This window comes from Ochrobactrum sp. P6BSIII (assembly GCF_014138065.1).
Taxonomy (GTDB): Bacteria; Pseudomonadota; Alphaproteobacteria; order Rhizobiales; family Rhizobiaceae; genus Brucella.
Map to the genome: position 1 here is coordinate 434,817 of NZ_JACGXB010000001.1, position 17,188 is coordinate 452,004.

Here is a 17,188-nt window from a genome sequence, read left to right on the forward strand (position 1 = left end):
GAACATATAATTCTAACCGATTGAAAACATTGGTCGCAAAATAATGAGTTGTGTTTTTTTGCAAAGAGTCATATCGAACCCTCGCAGCGCTTAAGCGTTTCCGGGAGGACACCGGATGGCTTCATGCGTTTCTGGATCAAACTTGAGGAAAGAAACAATCATGGCACGCAACAAGATTGCCCTCATCGGCTCCGGTATGATTGGCGGCACGCTCGCTCATCTCGCCGGTCTGAAGGAACTGGGCGACGTCGTCCTTTTTGATATTGCGGAAGGTACTCCGCAGGGCAAGGGACTGGATATCGCCGAATCTTCTCCGGTTGACGGTTTTGATGCGAAGTTTACCGGCGCCAACGATTACGCAGCCATCGAAGGCGCGGACGTTGTCATCGTTACCGCAGGTGTGCCGCGCAAGCCTGGCATGAGCCGCGACGATCTTCTGGGCATCAACCTGAAGGTGATGGAACAGGTCGGCGCAGGCATCAAGAAGTATGCGCCTGAAGCCTTCGTCATCTGCATCACCAACCCGCTCGACGCGATGGTCTGGGCTCTGCAGAAGTTCTCGGGCCTTCCGGCTCACAAGGTTGTCGGCATGGCTGGCGTTCTCGACAGCGCCCGTTTCCGTTATTTCCTCTCGGAAGAGTTCAACGTTTCGGTTGAAGACGTCACGGCATTCGTGCTCGGCGGCCACGGCGACAGCATGGTTCCGCTGGCTCGCTACTCGACGGTTGCTGGCATTCCGCTGCCGGACCTCGTCAAGATGGGCTGGACCAGCCAGGAAAAGCTCGACAAGATCATCCAGCGCACCCGTGACGGCGGCGCGGAAATCGTCGGTCTGCTCAAGACCGGTTCGGCTTTCTACGCTCCGGCTTCTTCGGCCATTCAGATGGCTGAATCCTACCTCAAGGACAAGAAGCGCGTTCTGCCCGTCGCTGCCCAGCTGACCGGTCAGTATGGCGTGAAGGACATGTATGTCGGCGTGCCGACCGTGATCGGCGCCAATGGCGTTGAACGCATCATCGAAATCGACCTGGACAAGGACGAAAAGGCCGAGTTCGAAAAGTCGGTGGCTTCGGTTGCCGGTCTTTGCGAAGCCTGCATCGGTATCGCTCCGTCGCTCAAGTAATATCCAGACAAGGCCGGATGCTCTGTTTTTGACGGGGCTCCGGCCTTTTCCGGCTGTCAATCCGTACCGGTTCGCCAAACGAACCGGGAATCCGTAGAGGACAACCAGATGAATATTCACGAATATCAGGCCAAGCGCCTGCTTCACACCTACGGCGCGCCGATCGCCAACGGTGTGGCTGTCTATTCCGTCGAGCAGGCGGAAGAGTGGGCAAAGACGCTTCCCGGACCGCTTTATGTCGTCAAGAGCCAGATCCATGCTGGTGGACGCGGCAAGGGCAAGTTCAAGGAACTCGGCCCGGACGCCAAGGGCGGCGTGCGCCTCGCCAAGTCGGTTGAGGAAGTGGTTGCCAATGCGAAGGAAATGCTCGGCAACACGCTCGTCACGAAGCAGACCGGCCCTGCCGGTAAGCAGGTCAACCGTCTTTACATCGAAGATGGCGCCGACATTGATCGCGAACTCTACCTCTCGATCCTGATCGACCGCACCGTCGGCCGTCCGGCTTTCGTCGTTTCGACCGAAGGCGGCATGGACATTGAAGCCGTTGCCGAAGAAACCCCTGAAAAGATCGTGACTGTCGCCATCGATCCGGCCAAGGGCGTAACGGACGAAGACGCCAACAAGCTCGCCGACGCGCTGAAGCTTGAAGGTCAGGCTCGCGAAGACGGCGTGAAGCTGTTCCCGATCCTCTACAAGGCCTTCACCGAAAAGGACATGAGCCTTCTCGAGATCAACCCGCTGATCGTCATGACCGATGGCCGCGTGCGCGTTCTCGATGCCAAGGTATCGTTCGACGGCAATGCGCTGTTCCGTCATCCTGACATTCAGGAACTGCGCGATCTGTCGGAAGAAGACGAAAAAGAGATCGAAGCTTCAAAGTACGACCTCGCTTACGTCGCTCTCGACGGCAATATCGGCTGCATGGTCAACGGCGCTGGCCTTGCCATGGCAACGATGGACATCATCAAGCTCTACGGTGCAGAACCTGCCAACTTCCTCGACGTTGGTGGCGGCGCTTCCAAGGAGAAGGTGACGGCTGCGTTCAAGATCATCACCGCTGATCCGGCTGTCCAGGGCATTCTGGTCAACATCTTCGGTGGCATCATGAAGTGCGACGTGATCGCCGAAGGCGTGATCGCTGCGGTCAAGGAAGTCGGCCTGAAGGTTCCGCTGGTTGTCCGTCTTGAAGGCACCAACGTGGAACTCGGCAAGAAGATCATCAACGAGAGCGGCCTGAACGTTATTTCGGCTGACGATCTCGACGATGCGGCGCAGAAGATCGTCGCTGCTGTGAAGGGGAATTAAGGCATGTCCATTCTCGTTAACAAGGACACCAAGGTTCTCGTACAGGGCCTGACCGGCAAGACCGGTACTTTCCATACCGAACAGGCGCTTGCTTACTATGGCACGCAGATGGTCGGCGGTATCCATCCGAAGAAGGGTGGCGAAACCTGGGAAGGTTCGAAGGGCGAAAAGCTCCCGATCTTCGCAACCGTTGCCGAAGCCAAGGAACGCACGGGCGCCGATGCATCCGTGATCTACGTTCCGCCAGCAGGCGCAGCCGACGCGATCATCGAAGCCATCGAAGCTGAAGTTCCGTTCATCGTCTGCATCACCGAAGGCATTCCGGTCCTGGACATGGTTCGCGTCAAGGAGCGTCTGGAACGCTCGAAGTCGCGCCTGCTCGGACCGAACTGCCCGGGCATCCTGACCCCTGAAGAATGCAAGATCGGCATCATGCCGGGCAATATCTTCAAGAAGGGTTCGGTGGGTGTTGTATCCCGCTCCGGCACGCTTACCTATGAAGCTGTGTTCCAGACCTCGAACGAGGGCCTCGGCCAGACCACTGCTGTCGGTATCGGCGGCGACCCGGTCAAGGGCACCGAGTTCATCGACGTGCTGGAAATGTTCCTGGCCGACGACGAAACCAAGTCGATCGTCATGATCGGTGAAATCGGCGGTTCGGCTGAAGAAGATGCGGCTCAGTTCCTCAAGGACGAAGCCAAGCGCGGTCGCAAGAAGCCAATGGTCGGCTTCATCGCTGGCCGTACGGCTCCTGCCGGACGCACCATGGGCCATGCCGGCGCCGTGATCTCCGGCGGCAAGGGCGGAGCGGAAGACAAGATTGCAGCCATGGAATCGGCTGGCATCCGCGTCTCCCCGTCGCCTGCGCAGCTCGGCAAGACGCTGGTCGAAGTCCTCAAGGGCTAAGATCGGTTCGAGTTTGAATATCCCGGCGGCGGCGAAAGCCGCTGCCGGGTTTGGCATAACAAAACATACTGAAGCCGGATACCGGGCTTTAAGGGAATGGCAGGCATTCGCGGTCATTCTCCGGTGTCGAACAAATAGACCGGGCGGTTCTGACAATTGCGTCGGAACAGATCGCTCGGGTCGCGTAGAAACGAGTTTTGCCGGGGTCTGTTGTGGTTCCTCCCCGGCGGCGTGAGGGATGAAGGTTTCGGCAACGAACTTCCGGAAACTTCCGGCCCGCGCAGATGAGCTACTGACAAGGAGACGGAGCAAAGCTCCGGATTAGGTTATGGCAAGGCAAGAACAGGCCAACGACGTTTTCGCCCTTACCTCGTTCCTCTATGGCGGCAACGCCGACTATATCGAGGAGCTGTACGCCAAGTATGAGGATGATCCGAATTCGGTTGATCCGCAGTGGCGCGATTTTTTCGCGAAGCTGGGCGATAGTGCCGAAGATGTGAAGAAGAATGCGCAGGGCGCAAGCTGGACCAGAAAGAACTGGCCGATTGCCGCCAATGGCGAACTCGTCTCCGCTCTCGACGGCAACTGGGCTGAAGTCGAAAAGCATGTGACCGACAAGCTGAAGGGCAAAGCTGCCCAGAATGGCAAGGGCGACGGTAAAGCCGCTGCCGCACTGTCCGCTGAAGAGATTGCACAGGCTGCACGCGACAGCGTTCGCGCCATCATGATGATCCGCGCCTATCGCATGCGCGGCCATCTGCATGCCAATCTTGATCCGCTTGGTCTGGCCGAAAAGCCGAACGACTATAACGAGCTGGAGCCGGAAGCCTACGGCTTCACGCCTGCCGACTACAATCGCAAGATTTTCATCGATAATGTGCTCGGTCTCGAATACGCGACCGTGCCGGAAATGCTCGACATTCTGAAGCGCACCTATTGCGGCACGATTGGCGTCGAGTTCATGCATATTTCCGACCCGGCTGAAAAGGCCTGGATTCAGGAACGCATCGAAGGTCCGGATAAAAAGGTTGCTTTCACGCCGGAAGGCAAGAAGGCCATCCTGTCGAAGCTTATCGAAGCAGAAGGTTTCGAACAGTTCATCGACGTCAAGTACAAGGGCACCAAGCGTTTCGGCCTCGATGGCGGTGAATCGCTGATCCCGGCACTGGAACAGATCGTCAAGCGCGGCGGTCAGATGGGTCTCAAGGAAGTCGTGTTCGGCATGGCTCACCGTGGCCGTCTGAACGTGCTCAGCCAGGTTATGGCCAAGCCGCACCGCGCTATTTTCCACGAGTTCAAGGGCGGCTCCTACACGCCGGACGATGTGGAAGGTTCGGGCGACGTGAAGTACCATCTTGGCGCTTCGTCGGACCGCGAGTTCGATGGCAACAAGGTTCACCTGTCGCTGACTGCCAACCCGTCTCACCTTGAAATCGTCAATCCGGTTGTCATGGGCAAGGCCCGCGCCAAGCAGGATTTGCTTGTTGGTCGCACCCGTGACGACATGGTTCCGCTGACCGAACGCGCCAAGGTTCTGCCGCTGCTGCTGCACGGCGATGCCGCTTTCGCAGGTCAGGGTGTGGTTGCCGAGTGCCTTGGTCTTTCGGGCCTCAAGGGTCACCGCGTCGGTGGCACGCTGCATTTCATCATCAACAACCAGATCGGCTTCACCACCAATCCGGCTTTCTCGCGTTCTTCGCCTTATCCGTCCGACGTGGCGAAGATGGTCGAAGCGCCGGTCTTCCACGTCAATGGCGACGATCCGGAAGCAGTGGTGTTCGCAGCCAAGGTTGCGATGGAATTCCGCATGACCTTCCACAAGCCGGTGGTCGTGGACATGTTCTGCTACCGTCGCTTCGGCCACAATGAAGGCGACGAACCGTCCTTCACCCAGCCGTTGATGTACAAGGAAATCCGCGCGCACAAGACGACCGTTCAGCTCTACAGCGACAAGCTGATTGCCGAAGGTCTGCTCACCCAGGCCGACGTCGACAAGATGAAGGCCGACTGGCGCGAAAAGCTCGAAATCGAGTTCGAAGCCGGACAGAGCTACAAGCCGAACAAGGCCGACTGGCTTGATGGTGCCTGGGCTGGTCTGCGCACGGCTGACAATGCCGACGAGCAGCGCCGCGGCAAGACCGGTGTTCCGATCAAGACGCTCAAGGAAATCGGCAAGAAGCTGGTTGAAGTGCCGCAGGACTTCCACGTCCACCGCACCATCCAGCGCTTCCTCGATAACCGCGCCAAGATGATGGAAACCGGTGAAGGCATCGATTGGGCAACCGCAGAATCGCTGGCATTCGCCACGCTCGTTGCGGAAGGCCATCCGATTCGTCTGTCCGGTCAGGACGTGGAACGCGGCACCTTCTCGCAGCGTCACACGGTTCTCTACGATCAGGAAAACCAGAACCGCTACACCCCGCTGAACAATATTCAGAAGGGTCAGGCGATCTACGAAGCCATCAACTCGATGCTTTCGGAAGAAGCGGTGCTCGGCTACGAATATGGTTATTCGCTATCCGATCCGCGTGCGCTGGTTCTCTGGGAAGCCCAGTTCGGCGATTTCGCCAACGGTGCGCAGGTCGTGTTCGACCAGTTCATCTCGTCGGGTGAACGCAAGTGGCTGCGCATGTCCGGTCTCGTCTGCCTTCTGCCGCATGGCTATGAAGGTCAGGGTCCGGAGCATTCGTCCGCCCGTCTGGAACGTTATCTCCAGCTCTGCGCTGAAGACAACATGCAGGTTGCCAACGTTACGACGCCGGCTAACTACTACCATATTCTGCGCCGCCAGATGAAGCGTGACTTCCGCAAGCCGCTTATCATGATGACGCCGAAGTCCCTGCTGCGCCACAAGCGTGCTGTATCGAGCCTCAGCGAACTGTCGGGCGATTCCTCGTTCCACCGTCTGCTCTGGGACGATGCGCAGTACAATAAGGGCGAAGAAGGCATCAAGCTTCAGAAAGACGCCAAGATCCGTCGCGTCGTGCTCTGCTCGGGCAAGGTCTATTACGACCTGTACGAAGAGCGTGAAAAGCGTGGCATCGACGATGTCTACCTGCTGCGTGTTGAACAGCTCTACCCGTTCCCGGCCAAGGCGCTCATCAACGAGCTGTCTCGTTTCCGTCATGCGGAAATCGTCTGGTGCCAGGAAGAGCCGAAGAATATGGGTGCGTGGTCGTTCATCGATCCGTATCTGGAATGGGTGCTGGCGCATATCGATGCCAAGCATCAGCGCGTCCGCTACACGGGCCGCCCGGCTGCCGCTTCTCCGGCAACCGGCCTGATGTCGAAGCATCTTGCGCAGCTTGAGGCTTTCCTTGAGGATGCGCTCGGTAACTGATCCGGGTTATAGTTTTGGAGCAGTTTTTCGAAACTGCTCCAGCCTGAATTGAACACAAAATCTAAAGTTTGAAGATCAACGGAAGAAGAAACCATGGCCACCGAAATTCGCGTTCCCACGCTTGGGGAGTCCGTTACTGAGGCAACCATCGGAAAATGGTTCAAGAAGGTTGGCGATGCTATCGCCATCGACGAACCGCTGGTGGAACTGGAAACCGACAAGGTGACAGTGGAAGTTCCGGCTGCTGCTGCTGGTGTGCTGGTTGAAATCGTGGCCAAGGAAGGCGACACGGTTGAGGTCAACGCTCTGCTCGGCCAGATTTCCGGTGAGGGCGCAGCTGCTGCACCTGCTCCGAAGAAGGAAGAAGCCAAGCCAGCCGCCGCTCCGGCAGCCGCTGCACCGGTTGCTTCCGCATCGTCGGGCCCGGCCATGCAGCCTGCACCTGCTGCTTCGAAGCTTCTTGCTGAAAGCGGTCTGTCCGCTGATCAGGTTGAAGGCTCGGGCAAGCGCGGTCAGGTTCTCAAGGGCGACGTTCTCGACGCCATCGCCAAGGGCGTTTCGGCTGCTCCGGCTCCGGTTGCTGCCGCAGCTGCTCGTCCGGCTTCCTCGGCTGACGATGCACCGCGTGAAGAACGTGTGAAGATGACCCGTCTGCGTCAGACCATCGCCAAGCGTCTGAAGGATGCGCAGAACACTGCTGCCATGCTGACGACCTATAACGAAGTCGACATGTCCGCCGTCATGGAACTGCGCACCAAATACAAAGACGTCTTCGAAAAGAAGCACGGCGTGAAGCTCGGCTTCATGGGCTTCTTCACGAAGGCTGTTACCCATGCGCTGAAGGAAATCCCGGCTGTTAACGCCGAGATCGACGGCACCGACATCATCTACAAGAACTTTGCGCATGTCGGCATGGCTGTCGGCACCGACAAGGGCCTTGTTGTTCCGGTTATCCGCGACGCCGATCAGCTTTCGATCGCTGGCGTGGAAAAGGAACTGGGTCGTCTGGCAAAGGCAGCGCGCGATGGCACGCTTTCGATGGCTGACATGCAGGGCGGCACCTTCACCATCACCAATGGTGGTGTTTACGGCTCGCTGATGTCTTCGCCGATCCTCAATTCGCCACAGTCGGGCATTCTCGGCATGCACAAGATCCAGGACCGTCCGGTTGTTGTCGGCGGCCAGATCGTGATCCGTCCGATGATGTACCTGGCCCTGTCCTACGATCACCGCATCGTGGACGGCAAGGAAGCCGTGACCTTCCTGGTCCGCGTCAAGGAAAGCCTGGAAGATCCGGACCGTCTGGTTCTCGATCTCTAAGCTGGAATTCAGGAAAGCCGCCCGTGCACAATCGGGCGGCTTTTCGGTCGGGTTTGCGAGCAACGGGATTTGAACGATGGAGCCGGGTCTTTTCTCCACTTCGCCTTATCTGTCGCCCTACCTGCCGTTTGTCGGCTGGAGCGTCGTCTTGCTGGTGGCCCATATTCTCCTGCAAGCCATGACGGCCACGCGAGAACTCGGCACCGACTGGAATGCCGGTCCCCGCGATGAAGGGTTGAAACCTTCCGGTGCCATTGCCGGGCGTGCTGAGCGGGCATCCACGAATTTCCGCGAAACCTATCCGGCTTTTATTGCGCTGGCGCTGGCTCTGACCCTGAAGGGTGATGCAAGCGTCTGGGGCATTTACGGAGCCTGGCTCTGGTTTGCATGCCGTATTGTTTACATTCCGCTCTATCTGGCGGGCATTCCCTATATCCGGTCGCTGATCTGGGTCGGCTCGATGGTCGGACTGGGTGTCATGTTTCTGGCTTTGATTTTTTGATAGCTGCCGGCGCGGTCAATCGCGCCACAATGTAGCAAAGGAAAAGCGATGCATCCCTATCTCTTCGAACTGGCTTCCCTGATGGCGATCTTCTCCTTTGCGATTGTTTCGCCGGGAGCAGATCTGGCCATGGTCATGCGGCAGTCCTTGATGCATGGCCGTCGTGAGGCGATCATCACCAGCTTCGGGATCGGGACGGCGCTGATGATGCATGTCACCTATACGGTGCTGGGTCTCGGCCTCATCATTTCCAAGTCGATCTATCTGTTCAACATCGTCAAATGGTGCGGTGTGGCCTATCTGGTCTATATCGGCATCAAGGCGCTGCGTGCGGGCGCGACCACAATTGATGCGCAAACCGCCTCGAACGAGCCGCGCAAGCAGCAGAGCTTTGCCAAGGCCTTCGGTCTCGGCTTTGCGGCGAATGCTCTTAATCCGAAGCCGGTGTTTTTCTTCCTGTCGATTTTTTCGACAGTCGTTCACGCGCATACGCCGACCGAAATAAAACTCGGCTACGGTGTCGTGATGGCCACGGCGCTGATCAGCTGGTTCGTTGGTGTCAGCATTTTCATGACGACGCCGAAGATGCGCGCGGCTTTTTCGCGAGCTTCGAAATGGATCGATCGCACCAGCGGTGTTGTCTTCATCGCTCTGGGGCTTAAACTTGCCACCGAAAAGGCTATGTAAGAAGCAATTGATTTGCTGCCGGAAAAACTCAGGGAGAACCGACAGATGTATGTTGCAAGGAAGCTTCTCAAAATAACGGCCGCTTCGGTCGTTGCCGCTTCGGTGTTCTCAACCGCGGTGCAGGCAGCCTGCACCCAGAATCGCGGCATCTATCAGGACCGTGACGGCGCCTACACATTGACGTTCCGCCCGCTGCAGACGAACGATCTCAAGATGACGCCTGCGCCGACCAATGAATTTACCATCACTGCCAATGACAAGCCGGAATTCAAGCTGAATGGCATGGTGATCTGGCCGGAAGAGGGTGTGGCGCGGCCTTATGCGCTCATCACCTATAACTGCAAGGGCGATGGCTCCAATCCGGAAGACCTCGATGATTGCAGCATCTGGCAGAGCGTCATCTACGCGCTGAAGGAAGGTGCGGAAGCGGAAGTTCTGCCCAAGGCGGATGAACCTGCCGCGCAGGCCGTGCTGTTCCCTGATCTGGTGACGGCGCTCGACGGTTATGATTTTGGAGCGGCCAAACCCGAAAAGCCGCTTCAGTGGGAAGTGTTCCGTTTTCAGGGATGCACCCCGGATGAAAACTGATCGGCAGCTTTAACAAAGGCCGGTTATTTCAAGCATTTTGCAGCCGAAACATTTGGCGTCGCATAAATGCGGTACTCTAACGAAAAACGTTCAGGAAAGACTGAAAAGGGTAATTCAATGTCTTATGATGTGGTTGTCATCGGTACGGGCCCCGGCGGTTATGTCGCCGCAATCAAGGCCGCGCAGCTGGGTCTCTCGGTTGCTGTGGTGGAAAAGCGCAAGACCTTCGGCGGCACCTGCCTCAATGTCGGCTGCATTCCGTCCAAGGCGCTTCTACATGCATCGGAAGTCTTTGCCGAAGCTGGCCACTCCTTCGATACGCTGGGCGTGGAAGTGTCGCCCAAGCTTAATCTGGGAAAGATGCTGGCCCACAAGGACGCGACCGTGAAGTCCAATGTGACGGGCGTGGAATTCCTGTTCAAGAAGAACAAGATCACGCCTTACATCGGCACCGGTAAGGTTGTCGCCAAGGGCAAGGTTTCCGTGACCGCCGAAGACGGCAAGGTTGAGGAAATCGAAGCCAAGAACATCATCATCGCAACGGGTTCCGACGTTGCCGGTATTCCGGGCGTCAAGGTCGACATTGATGAGAAGACCATCGTTTCCTCGACTGGCGCTCTGTCCTTTGAAAAGGTTCCGGGTCATCTCGTCGTCGTTGGCGGCGGTGTGATCGGTCTGGAACTCGGTTCGGTCTGGGCGCGTCTCGGTGCAAAGGTCACGGTTGTCGAATATCTCGACAAGGTGCTGGGCGCGATGGACGGCGAAGTCTCCAAGCAGTTCCAGCGTCTGCTCGAAAAGCAGGGCATTGCCTTCAAGCTCAGCGCGAAAGTGACGGGCGTCGAAAAGTCAGGTAAGGGCGCGAAGGTCACTTTCGAGCCTGTAAAGGGCGGCGATGCCGAAACACTCGAAGCCGATGCCGTTCTGATCTCCACGGGCCGTCGTCCTTACACGGACGGTCTTGGCCTTCAGGAAGCAGGCGTCACTGTCGATGATCGTGGCCGCGTTGCGATTGACGATCACTGGCGCACCAATGTCGAAGGCATTTACGCCATCGGCGACGTGGTGCAGGGCCCGATGCTGGCGCACAAGGCTGAAGACGAAGGCATTGCTGTTGCCGAAATCATCGCTGGTCAGGCCGGTCATGTGAATTTCGACGTCATTCCAAGCGTTGTCTACACCCAGCCGGAAGTGGCTTCTGTCGGCAAGACCGAAGAAGAACTGAAGGCTGCCGGTATCGAATACAAGGTTGGCAAGTACCCGTTCACGGCCAATGGCCGCGCACGTGCCATGCTGCACACGGATGGTTTTGTGAAAATCCTCGCCGACAAGGCGACGGACCGCGTTCTGGGTGCACATATCCTCGGCTACAATGCTGGCGAAATGATCCACGAACTGGCCGTTCTGATGGAATTCGGCGGCTCGTCGGAAGATCTGGCCCGCACCTGCCATGCGCATCCGACCATGTCGGAAGCCGTGCGCGAATCCGCTCTGGCGACCTTCGCCAAGCCGATCCATATGTAATCTCTTGAAGAGAGAATGCAGAAAGGCCCGCGCAAGCGGGCCTTTCTTGTTTTTATGGGAATTAATTCTGGGCTGGCGGATTGGCAGGTGGGGCCGGAGCCGGTGTTGCGGGCTCGCTCTGGGTTGCGGGTGCAGGTGGCGGTGTCGCCATGTCGGTTCTCGTGCCATTCTTGTAGAAGAAATAGCCGAGAATGATGATTGCCACGAGCAGAACGGCACCCAGAAGATAGCCGCTTCCGCCGCGTTGCGGCGGTGGCATGCCGGAAGGATCGGAAAGTCTCGGATCAGTATTGACCGGGTTCGTTCTGGGGTCGTTTCGCGGATCGAGGGGATCAACCATTGCGCGCTCCTCCAGTTGTCGCATCGGGTTTGCGCGGCCTTCAGCCGTCACAAACCTGCTTCAGTAGAGTGAACGCAGTCAAAAGCCGATTGTTCCGCGTGTGGGCAGGGAGCTAAAGCGCCGTCAGCCGATAGCCCTTGGCGCGCAGCAATTCCACCACACCCTCTTCGCCCGGCAGATGCAGGGCGCCGATAGCAATAAAGACATTGCCTTTTTCCAGCAGCGGAACGGCGCGATCCGCCATGGTGTGGTTGCGGTCGGTGATCAGATATTTCAGGAACAGATCGTAATCCTGATCGGACAATGCATCCGGCACGATTCTTCTCAGCGCCGGCATGATCATGCCAAGCTCGCCCTTCAGATAAAGCGCGGTGGTCGTTTCCATGGCGTCTTCGGTTTTGTCACCGTAATCGACCGTGGCGATGAGATTGCGGATGTGAAAATCGAGCGGAAGCTTCTCGGTGGCTTCGAACTGTTCTGCAGCCGTTTCCAGCCCCTCAATGTTGCGCCCTTCCAACTGGGCATGGATCGCCAGAAACTCGTCGAGCGATTTCACGCCGTCGCTTTTGCGCTCGCGCTCGCATTTGGGCAGGGCCAGCAGCGTGGTCAGAATCCACGGCTTCATCTTGGCGACCGCATCGAGAATAATGCCGCGCTCCGCAAGCTTCTTTTCGATATCCTCGCGCCTGTCGACAGGCAGATGCGATTTGAGTGTGCTGCCATCGGTGAAAAGCAGCAGTTCGGGACGTTCCAGCTTCAAGCGCAGAAAGTTCTTCTGGTCGAGAACATCAGTAGTTTCGATCACGACAGTATTCGCCGATTGATAGGCGTCTTGCACCACCTTCGGCAGTTCCAGTACACGCGGATCGCTGAGATGAATGGTGCCGAACAGATAGGACGGGGCTACTCCGTCCTTTTCGATCTTCCAGATGCGGCCCTGATGGTTGGGGATCGATTCTGCTTCCGCGCGCAGCTCTTTCCAGAGAGCGGGGTGGCTTTTTTCCACGCCATCGACGAGATTTTCGCCCCGAATGGAGCAGGCGGGAGCTTTTTCATCAGCTCGCGCGGTGACGGAACCGGCGAAGACGGCGCATAGAAGAACGAGAAGCAGCTTTTTCATACAGGGGAATATAAGCAATCTTCCGCGATGTGAAAGGTGGCCAGTTCAGGCTCTCGGATGCGCCTTGTCATAAACTTCCAGCAACCGCTCCGTATCCACGCCGGTATAGATCTGGGTGGTGGACAGGCTGGCATGGCCAAGCAGTTCCTGAATGGTGCGCAGATCACCGCCGCGGCCCAACAGATGGGTGGCGAAGGAGTGGCGTAGAGCATGCGGCGTGGCGCTGTCCGGTAGACCGAGCCCGGCGCGCAATTTCTGCATTTCGCGCTGGATGATGGCGGCATGAAGCTCGCCGCCTTTCGCACCGCGAAACAGCGGCTTGTCGGCAGAGAGATCATAGGGGCATAGCGCGCGATATTGCGCGACGGCGCGATGGATAATCGGCAGCAGGGGCACAAGCCGGGACTTGTTGCCCTTGCCTGTTATGGTGATCGAAAGCGCGGAACTGTCGGACAGCGCATCGCCTTTGAGGCCAAGAGCCTCGGAAATGCGCAGGCCGCAGCCATAGAGCAAGGTGAGCACGGCGGCGTTGCGCGCCGCGATCCACGGTTCCTCGGCCATCTGGCCATCGGCAGCGACCACACGGCGGGCATCGTCTGCGGTCAACGGTTTCGGCAGTGATTTTGGCTGGCGGGGCGCGCGCATGGCGCTTGCGCCTGCGGCATTGGCCAGACCGCGCTTTTCCAGATGGCGCAGCAGGGAGCGTATACCGGCCAGACCGCGCCCAAGGGTGCGCGCGCCTGCGCCATCATTGCGGCGGCTGGCGAGGAACGAGCGCAGATCGGCAACGCGCAGGCTACTTACATCTTTCAGCGAGGGCGGTTCGCCCAGATGTCCGGTGAGGAAATTGAGAAATTGCCGCGAGTCGCGCTCATAGGCTTCGACGGTGTTTTCAGAAAGGCGGCGCGTATCCTTCAATGTCTTCAGCCATTCCTCACGCGCAGCTGCAAGGTCTGCACGGGCGGGAATCAGGAATTCGCCATTCATCGCCATCTTGAAATCTACCGGTTGAAGTTTCGGCTGATAGTTTGTCAGGGAGAGGTTACTGGCTGGTTGCCATAGTGTGTTTGGCAGCCAGATTGACGGAACCAAGCATTTTTCTTGGCGTTTCGGTGTTAATTCGCTAAGCGATAAAGCTAATCAGCAGCGCATATCGGTCTCACTGTCGGGGCGATGTGCCCGAATCCAGATCAGGGGCAACCATGCCACGTCCAGAAAATCCGATTCAGCTCGCCATCGTCGGTGCCGCCCATGGCATTCGTGGTGAGGTCAGAATCAAGACATTCACCGAAGACCCGCTTTCAATTGGCGATTATGGCCTGCTTTATGATGAGCAGGGTAAGGGCTATGAAGTTCTTGAAGCCCGGGCCGCCAAGACGGTTGTGATTGTGCGCTTCAAGGGCGTCAACGACCGCAACGCCGCCGAGGCGCTGAATGGTACTGCGCTTTACATCGACCGTTCGCAATTGTCGGATGACGATCTCGAAGACGACGAGTTCTTTCAGACCGACCTGATCGGTCTTGCGGCAATCGATGCCGAGGGCAAGAGCTATGGCGTTGTGAGCGCGGTGTTCGATTTCGGTGGTGGCGACCTCATCGAGCTGAGCGAGAAGGGCAAGCGCCCGATGCTCATTCCCTTCACCGAAGCGGCTGTACCGGAGATCGACTTCGAAAAAGGCACCCTGCTGGTGGAGCCGTTCGCGGCAGGCCTGATCCCCGATGAAAATGACAATCCGCTGAAGGGTGGTCATCAACAGAAGAAGCGACCGAAGAAGTCATGACCGACGAATCTTCGGAACAGAGCGCAGCAGACCACGAAGCAGGGTTTTTCCATGCTTCTGTGCTGACGCTCTATCCGGAAATGTTTCCGGGGCCGCTTGGCGTTTCACTGGCCGGCAAGGCGCTTGCCGAGGCGAAATGGCAGCTCGATACGGTGCAGATTCGCGATTTTGCCGAAGGCAGGCATCGCATGGTCGATGACACGCCGTCGGGTGGTGGCGCGGGTATGGTGATGAAGCCCGATGTGATTGCGCGGGCGCTCGATTCCGTTGCCGATGATCGCCCGATGCTGCTGATGACCCCGCGCGGTGCACCGCTGACGCAGAAACGCGTGCGCGAGCTTGCAGCCGGGCCGGGCGCGATCATTCTGTGCGGACGCTTTGAAGGCGTGGATGAACGCGTGATTGAAGCGCGCCAACTCGAGGAAGTCTCGATCGGCGATTATATTCTTTCGGGCGGCGAGACGGCGGCCATCGTGCTGCTGGATGCCGTGGTGCGCCTGTTGCCGGGCGTGATGGGCAATCAGCAATCGGGCGAAACGGAAAGTTTTGAGACCGGGCTGCTCGAACATCCGCATTATACGCGTCCGCAGGTCTGGGAAGACAGGTCTATCCCCGATGTTCTGACATCCGGCAATCATGGCGCCATCGACAAGTGGCGGCATGCGCAGGCCGAGCGGATCACCCGGGAACGTCGGCCTGATCTCTGGGATGCTTATCAGGAGACAAAACGCAAATGAATCTGATCCAGCGCCTTGAAAGCCTGTCCCTCGCGCTTCTGGCGCTCGGAGCCTACTGGGTGAGTGGAGCAAGCTGGTGGCTTTTTGCCATACTGGTTCTGGCGCCGGATCTGTCGTTCTTTGCCTATATGAAGGGACCGCGCACCGGTGCGGTTGTCTATAATATCGCCCATAGCTGGATCGGTGTGGTTCTGCTGGCCGTGTTTGGCTGGGCAATGAACTGGCAGATTTGCATCGCCATGGCGCTGATCTGGGCCGTGCATATCGGCATCGACCGCGCGCTGGGCTTTGGTCTCAAATATGGATCGGGCTTTCAGGATACGCATCTGGGCCGTATCGGCAAATAGATGAAAATGCCCGGTTTTCACCGGGCATTTTGTTTCAAGCATGCTGCTTTGCGGATGCGTGAGCCTGCGCTTCCGGCCTGCGGAGTATGAAATAGACGCCGCCGCCAATGCCGACGCCGAAGAACCAGCCATAGGTTCCCCACCAGTCCGGCAGAAGACTGGTGGCCATCGGCAGGACAGACGAGAACAGAGCGCCAATCGCAAAGGCGATGAAAGCCTTGACGTGCCAGCCGTTCTGGAAGCGGAACTCGCCATTCTCCTGATAAAGATCGGCGACATTCAACTGTCCGCGACGCAGCAGATAATAGTCGACCATCATGATCCCGAAGATCGGCCCCATGGTGGAACCCAGGAAATTGACGAAATGTGCAGCGCCGGTTTCCCATGGCGCGAACGGATAGAGGATCAGCGCGATAAGCGCCGCAACGACGCCGCCCCGCTTGAAAGAAACCTTTTGCGGAAATGTGTTCGAGAAGTCGAAGGCTGCGGAAACGAAGTTTGCAACCACATTGATGCCGAGCGTGGCGACAGTGAATGTCAGCGCGGCCAGAAGCGCCAGGAACCAGCTGTCGAACTTTGCCGAAATCTGGTCGGGGTGCAGCAGCACTTCACCATAAACGGTGAATGCGGCGGTGGTCGTGACACCGGCAACGAGGCAGAAGGCCAGAAGATTGACCGGCAGGCCCCATAGATTGCCGCGCCGCAGTGCCGCTTCATCCTTGGCATAGCGTGAGAAGTCGCAGAAATTGAGATAAAGTGCTGCGAAATAGGTGATCCAGGTGGCGGCGACCGCTGCCAGCGCGGCGATGGAACCCGGCTCGCCGGATACGCCAGCGTCCCTTGTCTTCTCCAGCAGAATATCGCGCGGGATTTCGCTGCCAAAGGAGAATGTACCAGCCTTGATGATCAGATAGACGGCCAGAATGAGCATCATGATCCAGACAGCCGGACCCGCCCAATCCTGAAAGCGGCGCACCGTTTCCATGCCGCGTTGGATGATCAGCAACTGCGCCGCCCAGACCAGTACATAGCAGATGACTTCAAGAGTGGAGTGGCCGAGCAAATGGCTGTTCTGGTGGAAGGCCAGCATGCTGTCATTGCGGATCAGCAGCGCAACGAGCGCGCCAGAGGCCGCTGCCGTCTGCGCGCCATACCAGAAGCAGGCGACGACGCCGCGCACGAGCGCCGGAAAATTCGCGCCGAATGTGCCGAAAGACGCGCGCGCCAGCACCGGAAATGGCACACCTGTCCGCACGCCCGCATTGCCGACGAGGCTCATCAGGAAGAAGATCACCAGTGAGCCAAGGCCGATGGCAATGATAAAGTTCAGAAAGCTGCCGCAAAGCAGAAAAAGGCTTGCAGCAAGATAATAGCCCCAAAGACTATGGACGTCCGATGTCCAGACGTTGAAAATACTGAAAGCGCCCCATTTGCGTTCGACAGCAGGCGCCAGATCCTCATTATACAATGAGGGTGACGGTTGTTTGATAGTCATATTGTCCCCATTTTAGCTTTATGCTTTTTTAGATTGCTTGCGTGTGAAGCATTTATTTTTGCAATATTTCTGACAT

The 17,188-nt window shown here is 57.8% G+C and carries 16 protein-coding genes; 12 read left to right on the forward strand and 4 right to left on the reverse strand.

The features are described 5' to 3' along the window. The first annotated feature begins 160 nt into the window (after nucleotides 1-160). The 9 genes from mdh (at nucleotide 161) to lpdA (ending at nucleotide 11,292) form a co-directional block, all read left to right on the forward strand. Entirely contained in the window at nucleotides 161-1,123 is a 963-nt protein-coding gene (mdh, locus tag FHW00_RS01975) for a malate dehydrogenase (protein WP_078337573.1), read from the forward strand. 108 nt (nucleotides 1,124-1,231) lie between these two features. Further along, nucleotides 1,232-2,428 carry an ADP-forming succinate--CoA ligase subunit beta gene (gene sucC / locus FHW00_RS01980; protein ID WP_078337572.1) on the forward strand — a complete coding sequence of 399 codons (1,197 nt, stop codon included), beginning with the start codon at nucleotides 1,232-1,234 and terminating at the stop codon, nucleotides 2,426-2,428. A 3-nt stretch (nucleotides 2,429-2,431) separates the two neighbouring features. Further along, nucleotides 2,432-3,334, forward strand: a complete 903-nt coding sequence (sucD, locus tag FHW00_RS01985; protein WP_078337571.1) for a succinate--CoA ligase subunit alpha — start codon at nucleotides 2,432-2,434, stop codon at nucleotides 3,332-3,334. Between the two features lie 328 nt (nucleotides 3,335-3,662). Continuing rightward, a complete protein-coding gene (locus tag FHW00_RS01990; RefSeq protein ID WP_078337570.1) occupies nucleotides 3,663-6,674 on the forward strand; it encodes a 2-oxoglutarate dehydrogenase E1 component in 3,012 nt (1,003 codons plus the stop codon). Between the two features lie 93 nt (nucleotides 6,675-6,767). Then, complete coding sequence (gene odhB / locus FHW00_RS01995; protein WP_078337569.1) at nucleotides 6,768-7,994, forward strand: 2-oxoglutarate dehydrogenase complex dihydrolipoyllysine-residue succinyltransferase; 1,227 nt, start codon at nucleotides 6,768-6,770, stop codon at nucleotides 7,992-7,994. A 76-nt stretch (nucleotides 7,995-8,070) separates the two neighbouring features. Next, nucleotides 8,071-8,496 (forward strand): MAPEG family protein, encoded by a 426-nt coding sequence (locus FHW00_RS02000; RefSeq protein WP_078337568.1) that lies wholly within the window; start codon nucleotides 8,071-8,073, stop codon nucleotides 8,494-8,496. Between the two features lie 48 nt (nucleotides 8,497-8,544). Further along, a complete protein-coding gene (locus tag FHW00_RS02005) occupies nucleotides 8,545-9,183 on the forward strand; it encodes a LysE family transporter (protein WP_078337567.1) in 639 nt (212 codons plus the stop codon). A gap of 45 nt (nucleotides 9,184-9,228) precedes the next feature. Then, complete coding sequence (locus FHW00_RS02010; RefSeq protein WP_078337566.1) at nucleotides 9,229-9,771, forward strand: hypothetical protein; 543 nt, start codon at nucleotides 9,229-9,231, stop codon at nucleotides 9,769-9,771. Between the two features lie 117 nt (nucleotides 9,772-9,888). Continuing rightward, entirely contained in the window at nucleotides 9,889-11,292 is a 1,404-nt protein-coding gene (gene lpdA / locus FHW00_RS02015) for a dihydrolipoyl dehydrogenase (RefSeq protein WP_078337565.1), read from the forward strand. Nucleotides 11,293-11,353: 61 nt separating this feature from the next. On the opposite strand, the gene FHW00_RS02020 is transcribed toward lpdA, so the two are convergent. The 3 genes from FHW00_RS02020 to FHW00_RS02030 form a co-directional block, all read right to left on the reverse strand. Further along, nucleotides 11,354-11,632, reverse strand: coding sequence for a hypothetical protein (locus tag FHW00_RS02020; protein WP_078337564.1), 279 nt, complete (start codon nucleotides 11,630-11,632; stop codon nucleotides 11,354-11,356). Between the two features lie 112 nt (nucleotides 11,633-11,744). Continuing rightward, nucleotides 11,745-12,752 carry a TraB/GumN family protein gene (locus tag FHW00_RS02025; protein WP_113533780.1) on the reverse strand — a complete coding sequence of 336 codons (1,008 nt, stop codon included), beginning with the start codon at nucleotides 12,750-12,752 and terminating at the stop codon, nucleotides 11,745-11,747. A gap of 45 nt (nucleotides 12,753-12,797) precedes the next feature. Continuing rightward, complete coding sequence (locus FHW00_RS02030; protein WP_078337563.1) at nucleotides 12,798-13,745, reverse strand: tyrosine recombinase XerC; 948 nt, start codon at nucleotides 13,743-13,745, stop codon at nucleotides 12,798-12,800. A 209-nt stretch (nucleotides 13,746-13,954) separates the two neighbouring features. Between FHW00_RS02030 and rimM the strand changes: the two genes are divergently transcribed. From rimM to FHW00_RS02045, 3 genes are read left to right on the forward strand one after another with little or no spacing between them, the layout of a single operon-like run. Beyond that, a complete protein-coding gene (rimM, locus tag FHW00_RS02035; RefSeq protein ID WP_078337562.1) occupies nucleotides 13,955-14,533 on the forward strand; it encodes a ribosome maturation factor RimM in 579 nt (192 codons plus the stop codon). Next, nucleotides 14,530-15,270 carry a tRNA (guanosine(37)-N1)-methyltransferase TrmD gene (gene trmD / locus FHW00_RS02040; RefSeq protein ID WP_078337561.1) on the forward strand — a complete coding sequence of 247 codons (741 nt, stop codon included), beginning with the start codon at nucleotides 14,530-14,532 and terminating at the stop codon, nucleotides 15,268-15,270. Before rimM ends, trmD begins: the two co-directional genes overlap by 4 nt. Continuing rightward, complete coding sequence (locus tag FHW00_RS02045) at nucleotides 15,267-15,617, forward strand: DUF4260 domain-containing protein (protein WP_078337560.1); 351 nt, start codon at nucleotides 15,267-15,269, stop codon at nucleotides 15,615-15,617. Before trmD ends, FHW00_RS02045 begins: the two co-directional genes overlap by 4 nt. Before the next feature lie 34 nt (nucleotides 15,618-15,651). Here the strand turns inward: FHW00_RS02045 and FHW00_RS02050 are convergent, their stop codons facing one another. Continuing rightward, nucleotides 15,652-17,112 carry an NCS1 family nucleobase:cation symporter-1 gene (locus FHW00_RS02050; protein ID WP_113533781.1) on the reverse strand — a complete coding sequence of 487 codons (1,461 nt, stop codon included), beginning with the start codon at nucleotides 17,110-17,112 and terminating at the stop codon, nucleotides 15,652-15,654. Between the last annotated feature and the right edge of the window lie 76 nt (nucleotides 17,113-17,188).

Excerpts from the sequence above, each read along its gene's own strand:
- FHW00_RS02005 (WP_078337567.1), top strand. The coding sequence starts at position 8,545 with ATGCATCCCTATCTCTTCGAACTGGCTTCCCTGATGGCGATCTTCTCC.
- FHW00_RS02045 (WP_078337560.1), top strand. The coding sequence starts at position 15,267 with ATGAATCTGATCCAGCGCCTTGAAAGCCTGTCCCTCGCGCTTCTGGCG.
- rimM (WP_078337562.1), top strand. The coding sequence starts at position 13,955 with ATGCCACGTCCAGAAAATCCGATTCAGCTCGCCATCGTCGGTGCCGCC.
- FHW00_RS02020 (WP_078337564.1), bottom strand. The coding sequence starts at position 11,632 with ATGGTTGATCCCCTCGATCCGCGAAACGACCCCAGAACGAACCCGGTC.
- odhB (WP_078337569.1), top strand. The coding sequence starts at position 6,768 with ATGGCCACCGAAATTCGCGTTCCCACGCTTGGGGAGTCCGTTACTGAG.
- FHW00_RS01990 (WP_078337570.1), top strand. The coding sequence starts at position 3,663 with ATGGCAAGGCAAGAACAGGCCAACGACGTTTTCGCCCTTACCTCGTTC.
- mdh (WP_078337573.1), top strand. The coding sequence starts at position 161 with ATGGCACGCAACAAGATTGCCCTCATCGGCTCCGGTATGATTGGCGGC.
- sucC (WP_078337572.1), top strand. The coding sequence starts at position 1,232 with ATGAATATTCACGAATATCAGGCCAAGCGCCTGCTTCACACCTACGGC.
- FHW00_RS02000 (WP_078337568.1), top strand. The coding sequence starts at position 8,071 with ATGGAGCCGGGTCTTTTCTCCACTTCGCCTTATCTGTCGCCCTACCTG.
- FHW00_RS02050 (WP_113533781.1), bottom strand. The coding sequence starts at position 17,112 with ATGACTATCAAACAACCGTCACCCTCATTGTATAATGAGGATCTGGCG.
- FHW00_RS02010 (WP_078337566.1), top strand. The coding sequence starts at position 9,229 with ATGTATGTTGCAAGGAAGCTTCTCAAAATAACGGCCGCTTCGGTCGTT.
- FHW00_RS02030 (WP_078337563.1), bottom strand. The coding sequence starts at position 13,745 with ATGGCGATGAATGGCGAATTCCTGATTCCCGCCCGTGCAGACCTTGCA.
- FHW00_RS02025 (WP_113533780.1), bottom strand. The coding sequence starts at position 12,752 with ATGAAAAAGCTGCTTCTCGTTCTTCTATGCGCCGTCTTCGCCGGTTCC.
- trmD (WP_078337561.1), top strand. The coding sequence starts at position 14,530 with ATGACCGACGAATCTTCGGAACAGAGCGCAGCAGACCACGAAGCAGGG.
- lpdA (WP_078337565.1), top strand. The coding sequence starts at position 9,889 with ATGTCTTATGATGTGGTTGTCATCGGTACGGGCCCCGGCGGTTATGTC.
- sucD (WP_078337571.1), top strand. The coding sequence starts at position 2,432 with ATGTCCATTCTCGTTAACAAGGACACCAAGGTTCTCGTACAGGGCCTG.